Below are 16,510 nucleotides of genomic sequence, written 5' to 3'. Positions count from 1 at the left end.
CATTGTACCCAAACAGGTTCAGAATATGATTTTGCATGAATTTCAGGCCAAACGCTTATTTGCGGATTATGGGATTCCCGTTCCCCCTGGAGGCCCTGCGGGGTCTGTCGAGGAAGCGGGTGCGCGGGCACAGGAATTGGGCGGTGAGCGCTGGGTCGTCAAAGCCCAAATCCATGCCGGTGGGCGAGGCAAGGCCGGCGGGGTGCGGGTAGTTTCCAGTGTGGAGGAACTGTCGGATTTTAGCGCGCAACTGCTGGGAACCCGTTTGGTGACGGCGCAAACCGATGCCGCGGGGCTGCCTGTCCAAACTCTTTTGGTGGAACAGCCAGCGGCAGTGGCCCGAGAACTTTATCTTGCCGCGACGGTGGATCGCCAATTAAAGCGAGTAGTGATCATGGTTTCAAGCCGTGGTGGGATGGATATTGAGCAGGTGGCGGCGGAGCACCCGAGTGAAATTCTCCAATTGGTGATCAATCCCCTCATGGGGTTGCAACCTTATCAGTGCCGGGAGGTGGGGTTCGCTCTCAGATTAACAGGGGAGCAGCGCCGGCAGCTGGGGCAAATTATGGAAAAAATGTACCAGTTGTTTCTGGAACAAGATGGGAATTTAGTAGAGATGAACCCCTTGGTGGTCACTGAACAGGGGAATCTGTTAGCCTTGGATGCCAAGGTGATATTGGATGATAACGCCTTCTTTCGCCATCCCGCTTGGAAAGCATTACGTGACCCTACTCAGGAGGATCAAAAAGAAGTTCAAGCCCGGGCCCATGGCTTGAGCTACATTGCCCTGGAAGGGGATATTGCCTGTATGGTCAATGGCGCAGGTCTTGCTATGGCCACTATGGATTTGATTAAGCTCCAGGGCGGAGAGCCGGCTAATTTCCTTGATGTGGGGGGGACGGCGACGGCTGACCGGGTGGCCGAAGCCTTTAAGTTGATCCTTGCCGATAGCAAAGTGAAGTCCATTCTGGTCAATATTTTCGGCGGTATCGTACGCTGTGACCTGATTGCGGAAGGAATTATTCAAGCAGTACAAGAAGTGGCTATCCAGCTGCCTGTGGTGGTGCGTTTGGAAGGCACCAATGCCAGGCAGGGCCGTACCCTGTTGCAGGATAGCGGAATGAATCTGATCACGGCGGATGATCTGACGGATGCTGCCCGCAAAGCCGTAGCTGCGGCAAGGGAGGAAAAATGAGTATTTTGGTTGACAAGCAGACGCGGGTAATTTGCCAAGGCTTTACCGGCAAACAGGGTACCTTCCATTCTCAGCAAGCCTTAGAGTATGGTACTCAACTGGTGGGGGGGGTGACGCCGGGTAAAGGTGGACAGACTCACCTGGAACGTCCCGTCTTTGACACGGTGACAGAAGCCGTGGAGGCGACGGGTGCTGATGCCACGATGATTTATGTCCCCGCAGCGCTTGCCGCCGATGCGATTTTAGAAGCAGCGGCGGGGGGGATCAGCCTGATTGTGTGCATTACCGAAGGAATTCCAGTGCTGGATATGCTTAAGGTCAAAGCGGTCTTAGCAGACACCCCATCCCGTCTGGTGGGCCCTAATTGCCCCGGTGTCATTACGCCTGACGCTTGTAAAGTTGGTATTATGCCGGGGAATATTCACCAGCCAGGCCGAATTGGGATTGTCTCCCGTTCGGGCACTCTCACCTATGAGGCGGTCTACCAAACGAGTCAAAAAGGGTTAGGTCAAAGTACCTGTGTGGGAATTGGTGGTGATCCTATTCAGGGGATGAGCTTTGTTGATTGCCTCGCTCTTTTTGAGCAAGATTCCCAGACTGAGGGGGTGATCCTGGTAGGTGAAATAGGCGGCAGTGCTGAAGAAGAGGCAGCCGAATATATCCAGCATCATGTCAGCAAGCCGGTCGTTGCCTATATTGCGGGGATTACGGCCCCCAAGGGTAAGCGCATGGGCCATGCGGGAGCCATTATTAGTGGTGGCAAGGGAACCGCCGAGGGCAAGGTGGAAGCCCTCTCAGCTGCGGGAGTGGTGATAGCCCAATCACCGGCAGAGATGGGAGAGTGTATGGAGCAGGCCCTCGCTGGGCATGGAAGATAACCCACGGTGAGTGAATCCTTGATTGCTGGGCCGTTGGCTGCTAAAAATGGCCGGATTTTTGTGCGTTGGTGAAGCAGCAGCGATAACTGACGTGTCGAGAGCCACTTTTTAGGGAGTAGTTGTAATTAATGAAGAAGATTGAGGCGATTATCAAACCGTTCAAGCTTGATGATGTGCGCGAAGCCCTATCAGAAATCGGAGTTTCAGGGATGACGGCCATTGAGGTGAAGGGATTCGGCCGCCAGAAAGGCCATACGGAACTCTATCGTGGCGCTGAGTATGTCGTAGATTTTCTGCCGAAAATAATGCTGGAAATTATTGTCGGTGACGAGCAAGTGGATGCCTGTATTGAGGCGATTACTAAGGCGGCCCAGTCCGGTCGTATTGGTGATGGCAAGATTTTTGTCACTAATGTAGAACGTGCTGTTCGTATCCGTACTGGTGAAGAAGGGGAAGACGCGATTTAGCAAAACCCAGAGTAAGCCCTTGATCCATAATAATAAGGTGGAGGGGCGGTCCGGCTTGGTCAGTGGCGGCTTGCATCGACTGGTAAACCTCAGCAACGGCCTGCGAAGCTGGAAGCCTCTCCCAATAGGGCAGGGAGGTTACGGATTAAGCCAACAGGCAAGAAGATAGGTGGGCAAGTTGCACGAACCCCGCTGGTCAAACCAGCGGGGTTCTATTGCTCTATTATTTTGATTTGCCTGGCCTGGGCAATGCCAGGATGGCCTGGGAAGTTGGTTTCTAATACCCGCAGGGTATCTCCCGCCAACTCATCTAAGCCCAGGACCTTGTAGCCTCGGGCCATAATAGTTAGGGCCTCAGGTACGATGGGAGTGCGTTGATAATTCTCCACAACATATTTGGCCCGGTTAATGGCACCAATATAGGCGCCTCGTCGCATATAATACTGAGCGACGTTAATTTCATGCTGGGCTAGCCGATTGCGCAAGTAGACAATGCGCTGAGCGCCATCTTTGGCATACTGGCTGTCGGGGAAGCGCTTTACTAAGGTTCTGAAATCCTTTAAGGCATCCCGGGCCGATTCGGGGTCCCGCTGGGATTCATCCCGAGGAATATATTTTTCGATAAGCCCAATCCCGCGATGGAAATTTACCAATCCTTTAAGATAATGGGCGTAATCCATATGGGGATTGAGAGGATAAAGACGAATAAAACGGTCTAATGCCGCAATTGCCGATTCCGGCTCATCGAATTTGTAATAGGCATAAGCGGATTCTAGCAATGCTTGTTGGGCATAAACGCCAAAGGGGTAACGGGCCTCTAATTGCTCATAAAGAGTAATTGCCTGTTGGTAATCGCCGGCATTAAGTGCAGCTTTGGCTTCGGAATAGTATTGTTCAACATTCCAGTCACTTTCTGGCTGTTCTTGGGGTTTGCTAAGCCAGGAACAACCTCCGAGCCAGAGGACGAGACATAGAGAAAGAAAGTAAAAAATTCGCATACCGTTAGATTACCCCAACTAGGCGCAGGAGCAAAGCTCATAGTGAGTAAGGTCAGGGAGAGTTGAGGCTCTTTACTAAGAAAAGTAAGCTTTTTATGTTCAAATTAAAAATAACTCCTCTTATTACTGCTATTGTCAATTTTTATGTGACTATGATAGCTGTCAGCATCTTATGGACGAGTGCTGTTTCGGCGGCCACTTTTGTATTGCCCTCATCAGGGGAGTCTGTGGTGGGACGCAACTTTATCGTGCCTGCAAAAGCCTCCGAGACTTTGTTGGATATCGCTCGCCGCTATGATGTGGGTTACCGTGAAATTAAAGCCGCCAATCCCAATATCGATCCCTGGCTACCTAAGGAAGGCAGTCCGGTCGTAGTCCCCACACAGTATGTGTTGCCCCAGGCTCCCCGCAGAGGGATTGTTATCAACCTTGCTGAGATGCGGTTATATTATTTTCCGGAATCTCAACTGGGACAGCCAGGAGTCGTGGTGACCCATCCTATCGGCATTGGACGAGAAGGTTGGTCGACCCCCTTAGGGAAGACTTCGGTCATTAGCAAGAAGAAGAACCCCACTTGGATTCCACCCGAGTCGATACGGGCAGAGCATAAAGCTAACGGGGATCCCTTACCGAAAGTGGTCCCCCCAGGGCCTGATAATCCTCTTGGAAAGTTCGCCTTACGCTTGGGTATGCCAGGATATTTGATTCATGGCACCAACCGTCCTTGGGGAGTAGGAATGCGCGTAAGCCATGGCTGTATACGGCTCTACCCGGAAGATATTGCCAGCCTCTTTGCTCAGGTTAAGGTGGGGGTTTCGGTCAATATTGTTTATCAGCCCTTTAAAGCCGGGATCAAGGACACCATACTTTATCTTGAGGCCCATGTTCCCCTTCCAGAACTGGAGAACCCGGAAGGGGGTGGATTGACTAACATGGTGGCAACCATCGTTGCTGCCACTGAAAAACCCATTCCTGAAATGCATTGGGAGGCGGCTAAGCGTGTCGCTGATGAGCGTACGGGAATCGCTACTCAGGTAGGTGAGGTTGGGGCTGAGGAGGCCCTCTAGTAGAGTGGTTGAAATACCATCTAACCCGGATGTTGGCCTCAACCAGCGCAACATCCAGGTTAGACAAGCAAGCATGCTTATTTGCTCATGGCTTTTTCAAACATGCGATCGACTTTAGCGCAACATTCAGTAACTGCCTGGAAGGCCTCATCAGCTGTCCGCTGGGCGTCATCAGCTCTGGCGGAGGCATCTTCAGCCCTTTGTGTGGCAGAATCGGCAGCCCTTTGGGCATTGCGGGCAGCGGTTTGAGCTTCATCAGCCGCGCTTTGCGCTTCTTGGACTAGGGATTCTAGCTGTTCCACCCGGGCTGTACCGGCACAGGCGCCAAGCAGCACCAAAAGGGTTATAGCAGTACTTAATTTCAAGACGTTACTAAAGCCTTTTTTCATTGCAGAACCTCCTTAATTATTTTTGGGAGAAATTGTTGTGGAGAGGGTAGGGTTGAAAGCATTAATTGTTCTCTTAAAGGAGCCCCTATGAAAATTAGCAGGAAACATGGAAAAAGTCCAATAAGAGTCTTGTAGTTACAGCAACAACTTATTGCTATACGAGAATATCTCCATTTCCCTCTGTCAAGGGCTTGTTTTTCCTTGAACAGGCGAGTTCAAGCTGGGTTTATAGACCCTCCGCAATGTCTTCCCTGACTTTAGCTAGGGGAGGAATTGCGCTATACTAAACCAGGGCTGGCCCTTATCAATTAGGAATGCCGGACCGTTTGATTTTTAACCCGCGTCTTCAAAAAGGCTCTATTCATGCATCCCCTCCTTAATATTGCAGTGCGCGCGGCGCGCAGTGCCGGTAACCTGATTGTACGCTCTCTAGACCGAGTCGATCACCTTGAGGTGACGATAAAGGATCGCAACGACTTTGTCAGTGACGTCGATCGGCTGGCTGAGCGGGAAATTGTCGGCACCATCCGTAAAGCCTATCCTAGCCATGGGATTCTAGCCGAGGAAGGGGGAGTACAGGCGGGGGATGATACCGTTTGGGTGATCGATCCCTTGGATGGGACAACTAACTTTTTGCATGGGTTTCCCCAGTTTGCCATCTCTATTGCGGTAAAACATAAAGGTCGTTTGCAGCATGCCGTCATTTATGATCCCCTACGACAGGAGCTCTTTACAGCATCCCGAGGTAGTGGGGCTCAACTTAATGAGCGGCGCATACGGGTAAGCCCACAAAAAGGGCTAGAAGGCGCCTTATTGGGGACAGGTTTTCCTTTTAAAAAGCACCACTATTTGGATTGCTATTTAGCCACTTTTAAGGCTTTGTTTCGTGATACCGCCGGTATCCGCCGGCCAGGTGCGGCATCTTTAGATTTGGCCTATGTGGCGGCTGGACGCTTGGATGGGTTTTGGGAGCTCAGCCTTGCCGAGTGGGACATGGCTGCCGGGGCGCTGCTTATTCAGGAAGCAGGGGGTATTATCACTGATTTTTCTGGAGGCCACGATTTCTTAACCACCGGCAATGTGGTGGCTGGAAATCTTTCAGTTCATAAGGCTATCCTTCAAACTATTCAACCTTTGCTGGTGGAGGGGCTTGCGCGGTGATTCTTATCCGTTCAACCGTCTAGCCATTAACGCCAAGTTATTTCTCCTTTTGATTGCTTTGTGCTCTTAGTGCCCTTGTAGTGATCTCATGAATTATCCAGGTTAACCCGGGTATTAACAGAAGAGGGTTATCATGCCTGGAGCAATGCCCCTACATTGCTCTCTATTTCACAGATTTCATCTTTTTATCAAGGTAAATTCATAAATCGGTTGTTACCTATGGTCGATAAACTTCGTAATATCGCTATCATCGCCCATGTGGATCATGGCAAAACCACCCTGGTTGATCAGCTACTGAAGCAATCGGGTACTTTTGGTGAGTGGGAGACCGTCGCTGAACGGGTACTCGACTCCAATGATCTCGAACGGGAGCGGGGAATCACCATCCTGGCTAAAAATACCGCCATTGAGTGGAACGGCTACCGGATTAATATTGTGGATACCCCTGGCCATGCGGATTTTGGGGGCGAGGTGGAACGGGTCCTATCTATGGTGGACTCCGTGCTATTGCTGGTTGATGCAGTGGATGGTCCCATGCCCCAGACCCGTTTTGTCACCCAGAAGGCTTTTGCCCTGGGCCTTCGTCCTATTGTCGTGATTAATAAAATCGATCGGCCGGGCAGCCGTCCAAATTGGGTATTGGATCAAACTTTTGATTTATTTGATCGGCTTGGTGCCACGGACGAACAGCTAGATTTCCCGGTGGTTTATGCGTCGGCGCTTCAGGGCTATGGGGGATTGACGCCGGAGGTAGACACGGGAGATCTGACTCCTCTCTTTCAGACCATTGTCCAACAGGTTCCTCCTCCTCAGGTGGACTTGGCGGGTCCTTTCCAAATGCAAATTAGCAGTTTGGATTATAGTCCCTATGTGGGGGTTATCGGGATTGGTCGTATTCAACGGGGTACGGTAAAAACCAACACCCCAATGGAAATCTTAGACCGGGAAGGGCGTCGACGTAAGGGACGGGTGCTTCAAGTCATGGGCTTTAGAGGGCTTGAGCGGGTTGAAATTCCTGAAGCTAGAGCGGGGGATATTATCGCGATTTCGGGGATCGAGAATCTGCGGATCTCCGATACTCTCTGTGATCCTGCCCAGGTTGAGGGCTTGCCGCCTCTAACGGTGGATGAACCTACGGTGAGCATGACCTTTCAAGTCAATAATTCCCCTTTTGCCGGTCGGGACGGAAAGTATGTGACCAGCCGTCAGTTGCGGGAGCGCTTGCTCCGGGAGTTGATCCATAACGTCGCCCTGCGGGTTGAGGAGAGCGATGACCCGGATAAATTCAAGGTTTCTGGGCGTGGCGAACTCCACCTTTCCATCTTGATCGAGAATATGCGACGGGAAGGGTATGAACTGGGCGTATCTCGGCCCGAGGTGATTGTCAAGGAAATTGAGGGTGAACTGTGTGAGCCCTATGAACAGCTGGTGGTGGATGTGGAGGAGCAACACCAGGGCGCAGTCATGGAAAAACTCGGTGAGCGCAAAGGGGAACTCGCGGACATGGTTCCCGATGGCAAGGGCCGGGTGCGCTTGGAGTATTCCATTCCATCTCGGGGACTCATCGGCTTTCAGACCGAATTTCTGACTGCGACTTCCGGCACCGGGTTGATATACCATGTTTTCGACCATTACGGCGCCATTAAAAAGGGCGCGGTGGTTCACCGCAAGAATGGGGTTCTAGTGGCCAACGGTGTGGGTAAAGCTTTGGGGTATGCCCTCTTTAACCTCCAAGAGCGGGGCCGGCTTTTTATCGGACCAGGTACCGAAGTTTACGAAGGGATGATTGTAGGCATTCATTCACGGGAAAACGATTTGGTGGTCAATCCCATGAAAGCCAAGCAACTTACCAATATCCGGGCGGCAGGAAGCGATGAGAACATCCTCCTAACTCCTCCCTTGCAGCTTAGCTTGGAACAAGCATTAGAGTTTATTGATGAGGACGAATTGGTGGAGGTGACGCCTAAGCATATTCGTTTGCGCAAAAAATTACTGCTGGAACATGAGAGAAAGCGAGCAGCGCGAAGCAAGATAGCCGTGGGGGAATAGCGAATGCGATTATTACTTTTTGTCTTGATCGTGTTATTCGCCTATTTATTTCTAAGAAAGTTGCTAAAGGATTATCAATCTGGCCGAAAGACTCAAGAAACAGATCCCCGACATATGGTTCGCTGCGCCTACTGTGGGGTTTTCCTTCCAGAGGGCGAAGCTCTGACAGAGGACAGGAACAATTTTTGTTGCCGTGAACACCGTGAATTGGCGAAGAGGGATAAAAACTAAGATAACCACTGCGCTCAAGGACCAAAATCTAATCCCCGCCTGGCGGCCGCTAGCTGTTTTTTGCGTCTATCGTTTGCTGATTGTTTTTTTGCTTCTAGGGGTAGTCATTACCGATATCGGCCCAAGTTTTCTTGGCCAGTCTCAACCCGATCTATTTGTCATCACTTGCCTTGTTTATGGGGCTGCCGCCATTGCCCTCAGTGTGGCGACTATCGCCCGGATTGGCGGGTTTTATTTCCAAGTTTTGTTGCAGTTGTCCTTGGACATCGGTGCCATCACCCTGTTGATGCATACTAGCGGTGGCGCGCCCAGTGGCCTAGGGATGTTGTTGGTGGTGGTCATTGCCGCCGGGGGTATTTTAACCGTGGGGCGTACCGCCAGTGCCCTCGCTGCCCTCGCGACATTGGCGGTATTGTTTGAGCAGTCTTACTCCCTGGTGTCCCGTGATTTTGACGCTGTTCACTATACTCAGGCAGGTTTGTTAGGGGCCACCCTTTTTGCGACGGCCCTATTGGCGCAGGTTTTGGCGGCGCGGATTCGAGAAAGCGAAGCCCTGGCGGCTCAACGAAGCCTGGACCTTGCGAATATCAGCCAGCTCAATGGCTATATTATTCAGCGCTTGCAATCTGGAGTCCTGGTGGTGGATAGGGAGGAGACCATCCGGCTTATCAATCAGGCCGGGCAGGAGCTATTAGGACTGAAACCGGGGCGGGAAGGCGATCCCCTGGCCATGGTGGTGCCCCCCCTGGCTGAGCAGCTTGCCCGCTGGAGGAAAGGACAACACTCTTATCAACCTAAAGCTTTTCAGTCGGCCTTAGAACAGGCCGAGATATTACCTAAATTCATCAGTCTGGGGGCTCCCTATGGGACCCTGATTTTTTTAGAAGACACTTCAGTTCTGGCGCGCCAGGCCCAGCAATTGAAGCTGGCTTCCCTAGGACGTCTCACGGCGAGCATTGCCCATGAGATTCGCAATCCCTTGGGTGCGATTAGCCATGCCAGTCAGCTCCTCAGGGAATCTTCCACCTTAAACCCACGTGAGCGGCGGTTATTGGAGATTATTCTGAATCACTGTGGGCGGGTAAATGGCATTATCAAAAATGTTTTACAGCTTAGCCGCCGGAAGCCTAGCCGCCGGGAAGCATTGCTTCTCAAACCCTGGTTGCTGCATTTTCTAGCGGAGTTCTGCCGTACCCATAGGATTGACCGATCAGCGGTGGTGCTCCGGGTAGACCCGGGAAAGATCCAGGTTCATGCGGATCTTTCCCAACTTCACCAGATACTGTGGAATCTTTGTGACAATGCCCGGCGGTATTCCCAAGACTCAGACGGCTCTCCCTGTCTGCAAATTTCAGTGGGGATCAAAGCCAATAGCGGCCAGGTTTTTTTGGATGTGATTGATAGGGGGCCGGGTATCCCTGAGGAGGCGGTAGACAAAATATTCGAACCCTTTTTCACCACCCAAGGCGCAGGTACCGGGCTGGGGCTTTATTTGGCTCGAGAACTTTCCGAGTGTAATGACGCCAGCTTGGAGTACCGTCCCGTTCCCGGAGGGGGAAGCTGCTTCCGACTCTGCTTTGCCCCCCTGGGTGTGGGGGCGAATGCCGCATGAAAGAATGTCCCTTGGCCCTTCTTGTGGACGATGAGCCGGATATTTTAGAGTTACTTGAACTCACCCTGGCGCCCATGGGTGTGGCCTGTCAAAAGGCGGTTAATCTTGCCGAAGCCCGCCAATATTTGCAGCAACATTCCTTTGATCTCTGCCTGACGGATATGCGCCTTCCAGATGGGGATGGTATCGAGCTGGTTAGGCTCATTGGCCAGCATTACCCGGAGACTCCGGTCGCGGTGATTACGGCTCATGGCAGTGTGGAGACCGCAGTTGACGCTTTGAAGTCGGGTGCTTTTGATTTTATCTCTAAACCGGTGGACTTGCAGGCGCTTCGTAATCTGACCCATGCAGCCCTTAGACTCCCGCTTCGTTATCCCCAAAAAGAGCGGCGGACCCGCTACCGGTTACTAGGCGAGTCGGCTGCCATGCGGGCGGTACGCTCCAAAATCGCCAAGCTGGCACGGAGCCAAGCGCCGGTCTACATTAGCGGTGAATCGGGCACCGGCAAGGAACTGGTCGCCAGGCTTATCCATGAGCAAGGGCCTCGCTTGGAAGCGCCCTTTGTGCCGGTAAACTGTGGCGCTATCCCCAATGAGCTGATGGAAAGCGAGTTTTTCGGCCATAAAAAGGGCAGCTTTACCGGCGCTACCCATGACAAGCGGGGGTTATTTCAAGCCGCCAATGGAGGCACCCTGTTTTTGGATGAGGTGGCCGACTTACCTTTACCTATGCAGGTTAAACTTCTGCGGGCTATCCAGGAAAAGAATGTGCGGCCTATTGGCAGCGAAAAAGAAATCTTCGTGGATGTGCGTATTCTCTGTGCTACCCACAAGGACTTAGCCGCCTTAGTCAAGGAAGGTAGCTTCCGTCAGGATCTCTTCTACCGGCTTAATGTCATTGAATTGCCTGTTCCGCCCTTAAGACAGCGGGCCAGCGATATTCCCCAGTTGGCCGAGCATATTTTGAGTAAGCTTGCCGGGATTAATCAAATCACTTGTCCTAAGTTGACTCCTGATGCCCTAGAAGCGCTACAAGTTTACCCTTTCCCGGGCAATGTCCGAGAGTTGGAAAATATCCTCGAGCGCGCCATGACCTTGTGTGAATCCGAGATCATTGCGGCCAAAGATTTGCACCTACCTAAGGCGGAACCCCCCAGTGCCCCAACCTCCCTGCCGGTAGGTTCGTTGGAAGAGTGTTTAGAAGGCGTGGAAAGGCAGGCCATTCTCCAGGCTTTGGAACAAACCCATTATAACAAGACCGCTGCCGCCAAGCTTCTTGGCATTACCTTTCGGGCTTTGCGTTACCGTTTAAAAAAGTTGGAGTTGGAGTAAGTTGGCAGCCTGGTTTTTTTATCACCGCAGCGCTAGGGTGCCGGTAAGTTTTTCCAGTGGATCTGGTTTTTCACCAAGTGTCCCGTTTGGGGGTTCAGCAATTAGGTTTCGAATAAGCGCCGATAAACTTATCCCCCTTTCTTTTTATGCTGGTTAGGTGGATTTTGCTTTTCTCAAAGAAGGCCGGTAAGATTTTATCTTACATAGTCTTATCCAAAAGGAAGCATCATGGAGACGACCCGCCTCTCCAGTAAAGGGCAAGTGATTATCCCCAAGTCTATTCGGGCGGCACATCATTGGGATGCCGGAACGGAATTTATTGTTGAGGAGCAAGGCGATAGCATTATTTTGAGACCTCTAAAACCTTTTCCTCCCAGCCGTTTGGAAGAAGGACTAGGTTGTACGGATTATCAAGGCAAAGCGAAATCCCTAGAGGAAATGGATAAAGGCATTGCCGAAAGCCTACGCCGGCGTTGGTCCAAAAAGGAAAAAAGATGATCGCTGTAGATACCAACGTGCTGGTACGCTACGTGACCAATGACGATGAGATCCAGGCACGGCAGGCAATGGAGCTGCTTGGTTCCAATGAGATTTTGGTGACTAAAACGGTACTGCTAGAGCTAGGATGGGTTTTGGAAGCTGTTTATGAGCTATCGCTCGAGGCAGTATTGAGGGCTATGCGTCATATCCTCGGTTTACCTAATGTGCGAATCGAATCGCCGGGCGAGGTTTCTCTCGCATTGGAACTCTATCGGAAAGGGTTAGATTTTGCCGATGCCATGCATTTTGCGAGCGCTGGAGCTGTTAGTGCCTTCTATACCTTCGATGCCAAATTCTCTGGTCGTGTGCGCGCCCAAGGAGATCCTGTCGTACCTGTGGAAGAAGCAATCTCGGCCAAGAAATAGAGAGCAGACAGCGTGGTCTTTAAAGGAGGGGAGTCCCTCATGACCGTTACACTACAAAAACACCGTTTGACCGTTGATGACTATCACAAAATGGGGGAGATCGGTATTCTGTCAGAAGATGACAGAGTGGAAATGATTGAGGGGGAAATCATTGATATGGCGCCGATTGGAAGTGCCCACGCCGCCTGTGTGCGCTATTTATTGCATTCTTTTGCTCCCCACCTGGGGGAGGCCGCCATGCTTGATATTCAGAACCCCCTTCGGCTTAGTGATTACTCGGAACCCCAACCCGATCTGATGCTTCTAAAACCCCGGTCCGATTTTTATCGCCGGGTTCATCCCCAGGTTCAGGATGTGCTTTTGTTGGTGGAAGTAGCGGAAACCTCAGTGGCCTATGATCGAGAGGTAAAGATTCCTCTCTATGCTTGCCACCAGATCCCGGAAACCTGGTTGTTTGATTTAAAAGCACGGCGGTTGGAAATTTTTTTAGATCCCTCATCGGAAGGGTATAAAAAAATCCTGCGCCCTGGGCGAGGGGAGCGGGTTGCACCGGGCTTATTGCCAGGGGCAATCATTCACTGGGCAGAAGCCCTCCTAGACTGATAATGCCAAGGGTGGGTTGAGGGGAGCGAAACCTACCGATTGAGTGGTTAAGCTTGTAAACAGACCCTATAATGGGATGCATTGACATTCAATGCATCCCAATGGTGTTTTTATGCCTCAAATTACTACCCGGCTTCCCGATGAGGTTCTCCAGTCCTTAGAAGAAGCAGCGCGTATATTAAAACGCTCTCGAGCGGAGATCGTGCGTGATGCCATAGAGCGTTATCTTGAGGACTTTGATGATCTGCATATAGCCCTCGAACGTCTCCAGGATCCAAACGACCCGGTCCTAGAATGGGAAGATGTAAAACGTGGGCTACTTGCTCAGGATTAAAGGCAGTGCTCGCAGGGAGCTGGCTAGGATAGACAAACCCCAGTGTGAACGCCTCATCCATGCTATTGACAAGCTAGCGGTTAACCCTTACCGGGGTAGCTTATTAAAGGGAGAGCTGAGTGGCCTTCGGCGGATTCGCGTTGGTGAATACCGTGTGATTTACGAAATCGATGGCGGCAAATTAACTGTTTTGGTTGTCCGGGTTCGGCATCGTCGTGACGCCTACCGCCGTTCGCGGTAATGGGCAAGAAAAAAGCACAGCGGTTGGAAATTTTCTTGGAACCCCCATTGGAAGGGTATCCAAAAATTTTGCGCCTTGGGGAAGGGGAGTGTGTCTCATCGTGTTTATTGCCGGAAGCCACCATTTAAGTCTCTTTATCAAGGCAAAGCCAAACCCCTAGAGGAAATGGATAAAGACATTGCCGAAGGTCTACGCCGTCAGGGTTTTTCCGGAAACGCTCACGCTTATTCCAGCCTACTAAAGCTGGAAAGATGCTATGGGTAAATCGACAGAATAAATTTGGTTAGAATATTGGTAGATACGCTTATTTCTTAGCAAAATCCCGCGTAAACTCTCGCCCAATCGGGCGGGGATACAAGCGGGAACCGCGCAGCGGTTCTATTCAGGTGTGACTTGGCTTTGCACGTACTCTCTTAAAGTTTCAATAGTCGCACCCCCGGCGCTGCAAGCAAAGTACGAGCGTGACCACAACGCAGCACTTTTACTCTGCCGGGGTATATGTGTGTTGAGTATGCATATCCGGCGTGACGAGACGGATTTCAAGTTGTTCACTAATACACTGACTGCCAGCTTTGGCGGGTAGGCTATGAGCAGGTGAACATGGTCGGTTTCACCCTCCATTTCTAACAGATTGCACTCCAACTTCTCGCAGGCTGACCCAAAAGCCTCCCGCAGTTGCTCGATCATTTGAGCATCAAACAGCTTACGGCGGAACTTGGTGGTAAACACTAAATGTACAACGAGCTTGGTGACGCTGTGGCGCTTCCGAAGATAGTTCGAAAGGTGGCTTTTCTCTTGTACACTCACTTGAAAATGGCCTTTTGTGGTTTATAATTAAAGAATTCTATCTGTGAGCACTGAAATGTTAAAGGCCACAAAGGTACGCATTTATCCCACACCCGAACAGGCGGGATTTCTAAACCGCCAGTTTGGTGCTACGCGGTTCGTGTACAACAAGGCCCTGCACATCATCGGCTCACAATACAGACGCCACGGCTTGAAACTGAAGGCGAAGAAAGACCTAAAGCCTCTGCTGGCGGTGGCTAAGAAGTCACGCAAATACCACTGGCTGAGTGGCTTCGATTCTATCACCCTCCAGCAAGTCTGCCTCAATCTGGATAAAGCGTTTCAGAACTTCTTTGATCCAAAGCTCGCTGCCCGTTACCCGAAGTTCAAGCGCAAACACGGCAAACAGTCGAGCTACCACTGCATGAGCGTTAAAGCAGGTGAGGGATGGATTAAAGTGCCGAAGCTAGAACCGATCAAAGCCCGGATTCATCGGGATATTGCTGGTACACTGAAAAGCATCACGTTGTCCCGTACCGTCACCGGCAAATACTATGCCTCGCTGTTGGTAGAGGACGGTTCGGAGGCTTCTGCACCTCTGCGAACTGTGAGTACAGTGCTGGGTGTTGATATGGGGTTGACCCATCTTGCTATCGACTCCAACGGCAACAAGACGGCTAATCCGCGCTTCCTGAAACGTGCGCAGGCCAATATGCGCCGCAAACAGAAAGCCTTATCCCCCGCTGCCAGAAAGGCAGCAAGGGAGGTATGAAAGCACGTCTGAAGCTCGCTAAGGCCCATGAGCGTGTTGCGAGTACCCGTGCAGATTTCCAGCACAAACTGTCCCGACAACTCATTGGCGAAAACCAAGCGGTGGTAGTCGAGAGATTAAAAGTGAAAAACATGCTGAAGAACCGCAAGCTGGCGAAGCATATTGCAGATGCCGGTTGGTACGGCCTGATAAAAAAGCTGGAGTACAAGGCTAAGGAACAGGGAAAGCATCTGGTCAAGATCGACCAATGGTTTGCCAGCTCCAAGACCTGTTCCTGTTGTGGCCATAAGGCCGAGTCGCTGCCATTGAAGGTTCGTAGCTGGACATGCCCTGCTTGCACAGCGGAGCATGACCGCGACATCAATGCCGCGGTCAATATCCGCCAGCAGGGTATTTTGAAATTACGCGCCGAAGGACTGTCGGTGCCTGCCAATGGAGGCTTGCGTAAATCCGGCCACGTGCCGGTTGCTGCCTAAGAAGTTGGAAGCCTCGCCCGTCAGGGCGGGGAGCAGTCACCTTCTATATCTAGCTCGTCAAGTAAAGCGTGCACTTGATCCTCCAGTTCAGGTAGATCTTTCTCAACCACTTTCCAGACCGTGTTCAAGTTTACTTTGAAATAGCCGTGAATCAACCGGTGGCGCATTCCAGCAATGTCTCGCCAGGGAATTGCATCATGCTTGGTTGAGAACTCGGAAGATATGCGGCTTGCCGCCTCGCCAATGATCTCGATATTGCGGATTATAGCGTCTTGCATCATTTCATCCTGCAGGAAACCGATTTTGCCCTTATCTTTGGCATAGCGCTTGATACGGTTAATAGCTTGTAATATATGCCGTAAATAGTCAGTATTGCGAAGATCTTTGTTCATACCGGGACTGCTTCGGTGAGTACATTCGAGCGAAAGGAATCGGGTAAATCATCAGAGGTCAGCAGGTCAACCGAGATACCAAGGGCATCTTCTATTTCGTGTTGAGCCTTTACCAAGTCAAGCAGAGATGTGTCTGGTTCAATGTCAACAAGTAGATCAAGGTCGCTATTGTCGGTATCGTTACCATGCACCACCGACCCGAATACGCGAACATTCGACAAACCATGTCGAGTAGCAACTCTCAAGATAGTCTCACGGCCTGAGCGGAGGGCAATAGATGGACGCATCTTAAATTTCTCGCTAATTGCACCATCAATTATAAATTATATGATATGTCACAGACAGAAAGTGACATAGAGTGTCACTTTCTGTCCTCCCTCGGCACCTCAAGCCCTGCCTTCTCTTTATTACTCCCAAAATCCTAGACCATCTCTCAAGCCTCACCTTGCGCTGTTAACCCCTAATTTTGTGAACCAGCCCCCATAAAGCCATCGCTTCTCTTGCCGAAATATAGGGGTGGCATGCTGATTGCTCGATGGTAGTGTGCAGGCAGGTAAAGGATTTATCTGCCGCCAATATACAGATTTGGGTTTCCGTCAAATTAATTTCAAGGAGTCGCTCGT

19 protein-coding genes and 1 pseudogene are annotated in these 16,510 nt (G+C 51.2%); 15 read left to right on the top strand and 5 right to left on the bottom strand.

Annotation, left to right across the window (positions count from 1 at the left end):
* Nucleotides 1-25: 25 nt before the first annotated feature.
* From sucC to E3U44_RS01255, 3 genes are all read left to right on the top strand, one after another.
* Nucleotides 26-1,195, top strand: a complete 1,170-nt coding sequence (sucC, locus tag E3U44_RS01265; protein ID WP_134356302.1) for an ADP-forming succinate--CoA ligase subunit beta — start codon at nt 26-28, stop codon at nt 1,193-1,195.
* Complete coding sequence (sucD, locus tag E3U44_RS01260) at nt 1,192-2,073, top strand: succinate--CoA ligase subunit alpha (protein WP_134356301.1); 882 nt, start codon at nt 1,192-1,194, stop codon at nt 2,071-2,073. Before sucC ends, sucD begins: the two co-directional genes overlap by 4 nt.
* A 128-nt stretch (nt 2,074-2,201) precedes the next feature.
* The gene (locus tag E3U44_RS01255) at nt 2,202-2,540 is read left to right on the top strand and encodes a P-II family nitrogen regulator (protein WP_134356300.1); all 339 of its coding nucleotides are present in this window, start codon (nt 2,202-2,204) and stop codon (nt 2,538-2,540) included.
* 212 nt (nt 2,541-2,752) lie between these two features.
* On the opposite strand, the gene E3U44_RS01250 is transcribed toward E3U44_RS01255, so the two are convergent.
* Nucleotides 2,753-3,538 (bottom strand): outer membrane protein assembly factor BamD, encoded by a 786-nt coding sequence (locus tag E3U44_RS01250; protein WP_134356299.1) that lies wholly within the window; start codon nt 3,536-3,538, stop codon nt 2,753-2,755.
* Between the two features lie 95 nt (nt 3,539-3,633).
* Between E3U44_RS01250 and E3U44_RS01245 the strand changes: the two genes are divergently transcribed.
* Entirely contained in the window at nt 3,634-4,605 is a 972-nt protein-coding gene (locus E3U44_RS01245) for a L,D-transpeptidase family protein (RefSeq protein WP_134356298.1), read from the top strand.
* A gap of 77 nt (nt 4,606-4,682) precedes the next feature.
* Here E3U44_RS01245 and E3U44_RS01240 read toward each other — a convergent pair whose 3' ends face one another.
* Nucleotides 4,683-4,994: an Lpp/OprI family alanine-zipper lipoprotein gene (locus E3U44_RS01240; RefSeq protein WP_134356297.1), complete on the bottom strand. Its 312-nt coding sequence runs from the start codon at nt 4,992-4,994 to the stop codon at nt 4,683-4,685.
* A gap of 363 nt (nt 4,995-5,357) precedes the next feature.
* Between E3U44_RS01240 and suhB the strand changes: the two genes are divergently transcribed.
* From suhB to E3U44_RS01190, 10 genes are all read left to right on the top strand, one after another.
* The gene (gene suhB, locus E3U44_RS01235; RefSeq protein ID WP_134356296.1) at nt 5,358-6,155 is read left to right on the top strand and encodes an inositol-1-monophosphatase; all 798 of its coding nucleotides are present in this window, start codon (nt 5,358-5,360) and stop codon (nt 6,153-6,155) included.
* A 219-nt stretch (nt 6,156-6,374) separates the two neighbouring features.
* Complete coding sequence (gene typA, locus E3U44_RS01230; RefSeq protein ID WP_134356295.1) at nt 6,375-8,204, top strand: translational GTPase TypA; 1,830 nt, start codon at nt 6,375-6,377, stop codon at nt 8,202-8,204.
* A gap of 3 nt (nt 8,205-8,207) precedes the next feature.
* The gene (locus E3U44_RS20250; protein WP_134356294.1) at nt 8,208-8,435 is read left to right on the top strand and encodes a PP0621 family protein; all 228 of its coding nucleotides are present in this window, start codon (nt 8,208-8,210) and stop codon (nt 8,433-8,435) included.
* On the top strand, nt 8,398-10,047 hold the full coding sequence (locus E3U44_RS01220; RefSeq protein WP_240761683.1) for a two-component system sensor histidine kinase NtrB: 1,650 nt from the start codon (nt 8,398-8,400) through the stop codon (nt 10,045-10,047). The genes E3U44_RS20250 and E3U44_RS01220 overlap by 38 nt, the downstream gene beginning before the upstream one ends.
* A complete protein-coding gene (locus E3U44_RS01215) occupies nt 10,044-11,378 on the top strand; it encodes a sigma-54-dependent transcriptional regulator (protein ID WP_134356292.1) in 1,335 nt (444 codons plus the stop codon). The genes E3U44_RS01220 and E3U44_RS01215 overlap by 4 nt, the downstream gene beginning before the upstream one ends.
* A gap of 228 nt (nt 11,379-11,606) precedes the next feature.
* Entirely contained in the window at nt 11,607-11,876 is a 270-nt protein-coding gene (locus E3U44_RS01210) for an AbrB/MazE/SpoVT family DNA-binding domain-containing protein (RefSeq protein ID WP_134356291.1), read from the top strand.
* Nucleotides 11,873-12,283, top strand: coding sequence for a type II toxin-antitoxin system VapC family toxin (locus tag E3U44_RS01205; protein ID WP_134356290.1), 411 nt, complete (start codon nt 11,873-11,875; stop codon nt 12,281-12,283). Before E3U44_RS01210 ends, E3U44_RS01205 begins: the two co-directional genes overlap by 4 nt.
* A 39-nt stretch (nt 12,284-12,322) precedes the next feature.
* Nucleotides 12,323-12,886, top strand: a complete 564-nt coding sequence (locus tag E3U44_RS01200; RefSeq protein WP_134356289.1) for a Uma2 family endonuclease — start codon at nt 12,323-12,325, stop codon at nt 12,884-12,886.
* Nucleotides 12,887-12,998: 112 nt separating this feature from the next.
* A complete protein-coding gene (locus tag E3U44_RS01195) occupies nt 12,999-13,220 on the top strand; it encodes a ribbon-helix-helix protein, CopG family (protein ID WP_134356288.1) in 222 nt (73 codons plus the stop codon).
* Nucleotides 13,198-13,461, top strand: a complete 264-nt coding sequence (locus E3U44_RS01190) for a type II toxin-antitoxin system RelE family toxin (protein ID WP_134356287.1) — start codon at nt 13,198-13,200, stop codon at nt 13,459-13,461. The genes E3U44_RS01195 and E3U44_RS01190 overlap by 23 nt, the downstream gene beginning before the upstream one ends.
* Before the next feature lie 378 nt (nt 13,462-13,839).
* On the opposite strand, the gene tnpA is transcribed toward E3U44_RS01190, so the two are convergent.
* Nucleotides 13,840-14,268, bottom strand: coding sequence for an IS200/IS605 family transposase (gene tnpA / locus E3U44_RS01180; RefSeq protein WP_134356286.1), 429 nt, complete (start codon nt 14,266-14,268; stop codon nt 13,840-13,842).
* Nucleotides 14,269-14,323: 55 nt separating this feature from the next.
* Here tnpA and E3U44_RS01175 point away from each other — a divergent pair.
* Nucleotides 14,324-15,495: pseudogene (locus E3U44_RS01175) on the top strand (RNA-guided endonuclease InsQ/TnpB family protein).
* Between the two features lie 20 nt (nt 15,496-15,515).
* On the opposite strand, the gene E3U44_RS01170 reads toward E3U44_RS01175, so the two are convergent.
* On the bottom strand, nt 15,516-15,887 hold the full coding sequence (locus E3U44_RS01170; RefSeq protein ID WP_134356285.1) for a HepT-like ribonuclease domain-containing protein: 372 nt from the start codon (nt 15,885-15,887) through the stop codon (nt 15,516-15,518).
* Entirely contained in the window at nt 15,884-16,174 is a 291-nt protein-coding gene (locus E3U44_RS01165) for a nucleotidyltransferase family protein (RefSeq protein ID WP_134356284.1), read from the bottom strand. The genes E3U44_RS01170 and E3U44_RS01165 overlap by 4 nt, the downstream gene beginning before the upstream one ends.
* Nucleotides 16,175-16,510: the final 336 nt, after the last annotated feature.

The sequence above is a fragment of the Nitrosococcus wardiae genome, from assembly GCF_004421105.1.
Lineage (GTDB): Bacteria > Pseudomonadota > Gammaproteobacteria > Nitrosococcales > Nitrosococcaceae > Nitrosococcus > Nitrosococcus wardiae.
Note: the sequence above shows the minus strand (reverse complement) of the source record. Positions and strands in the feature narration are given on the sequence as shown.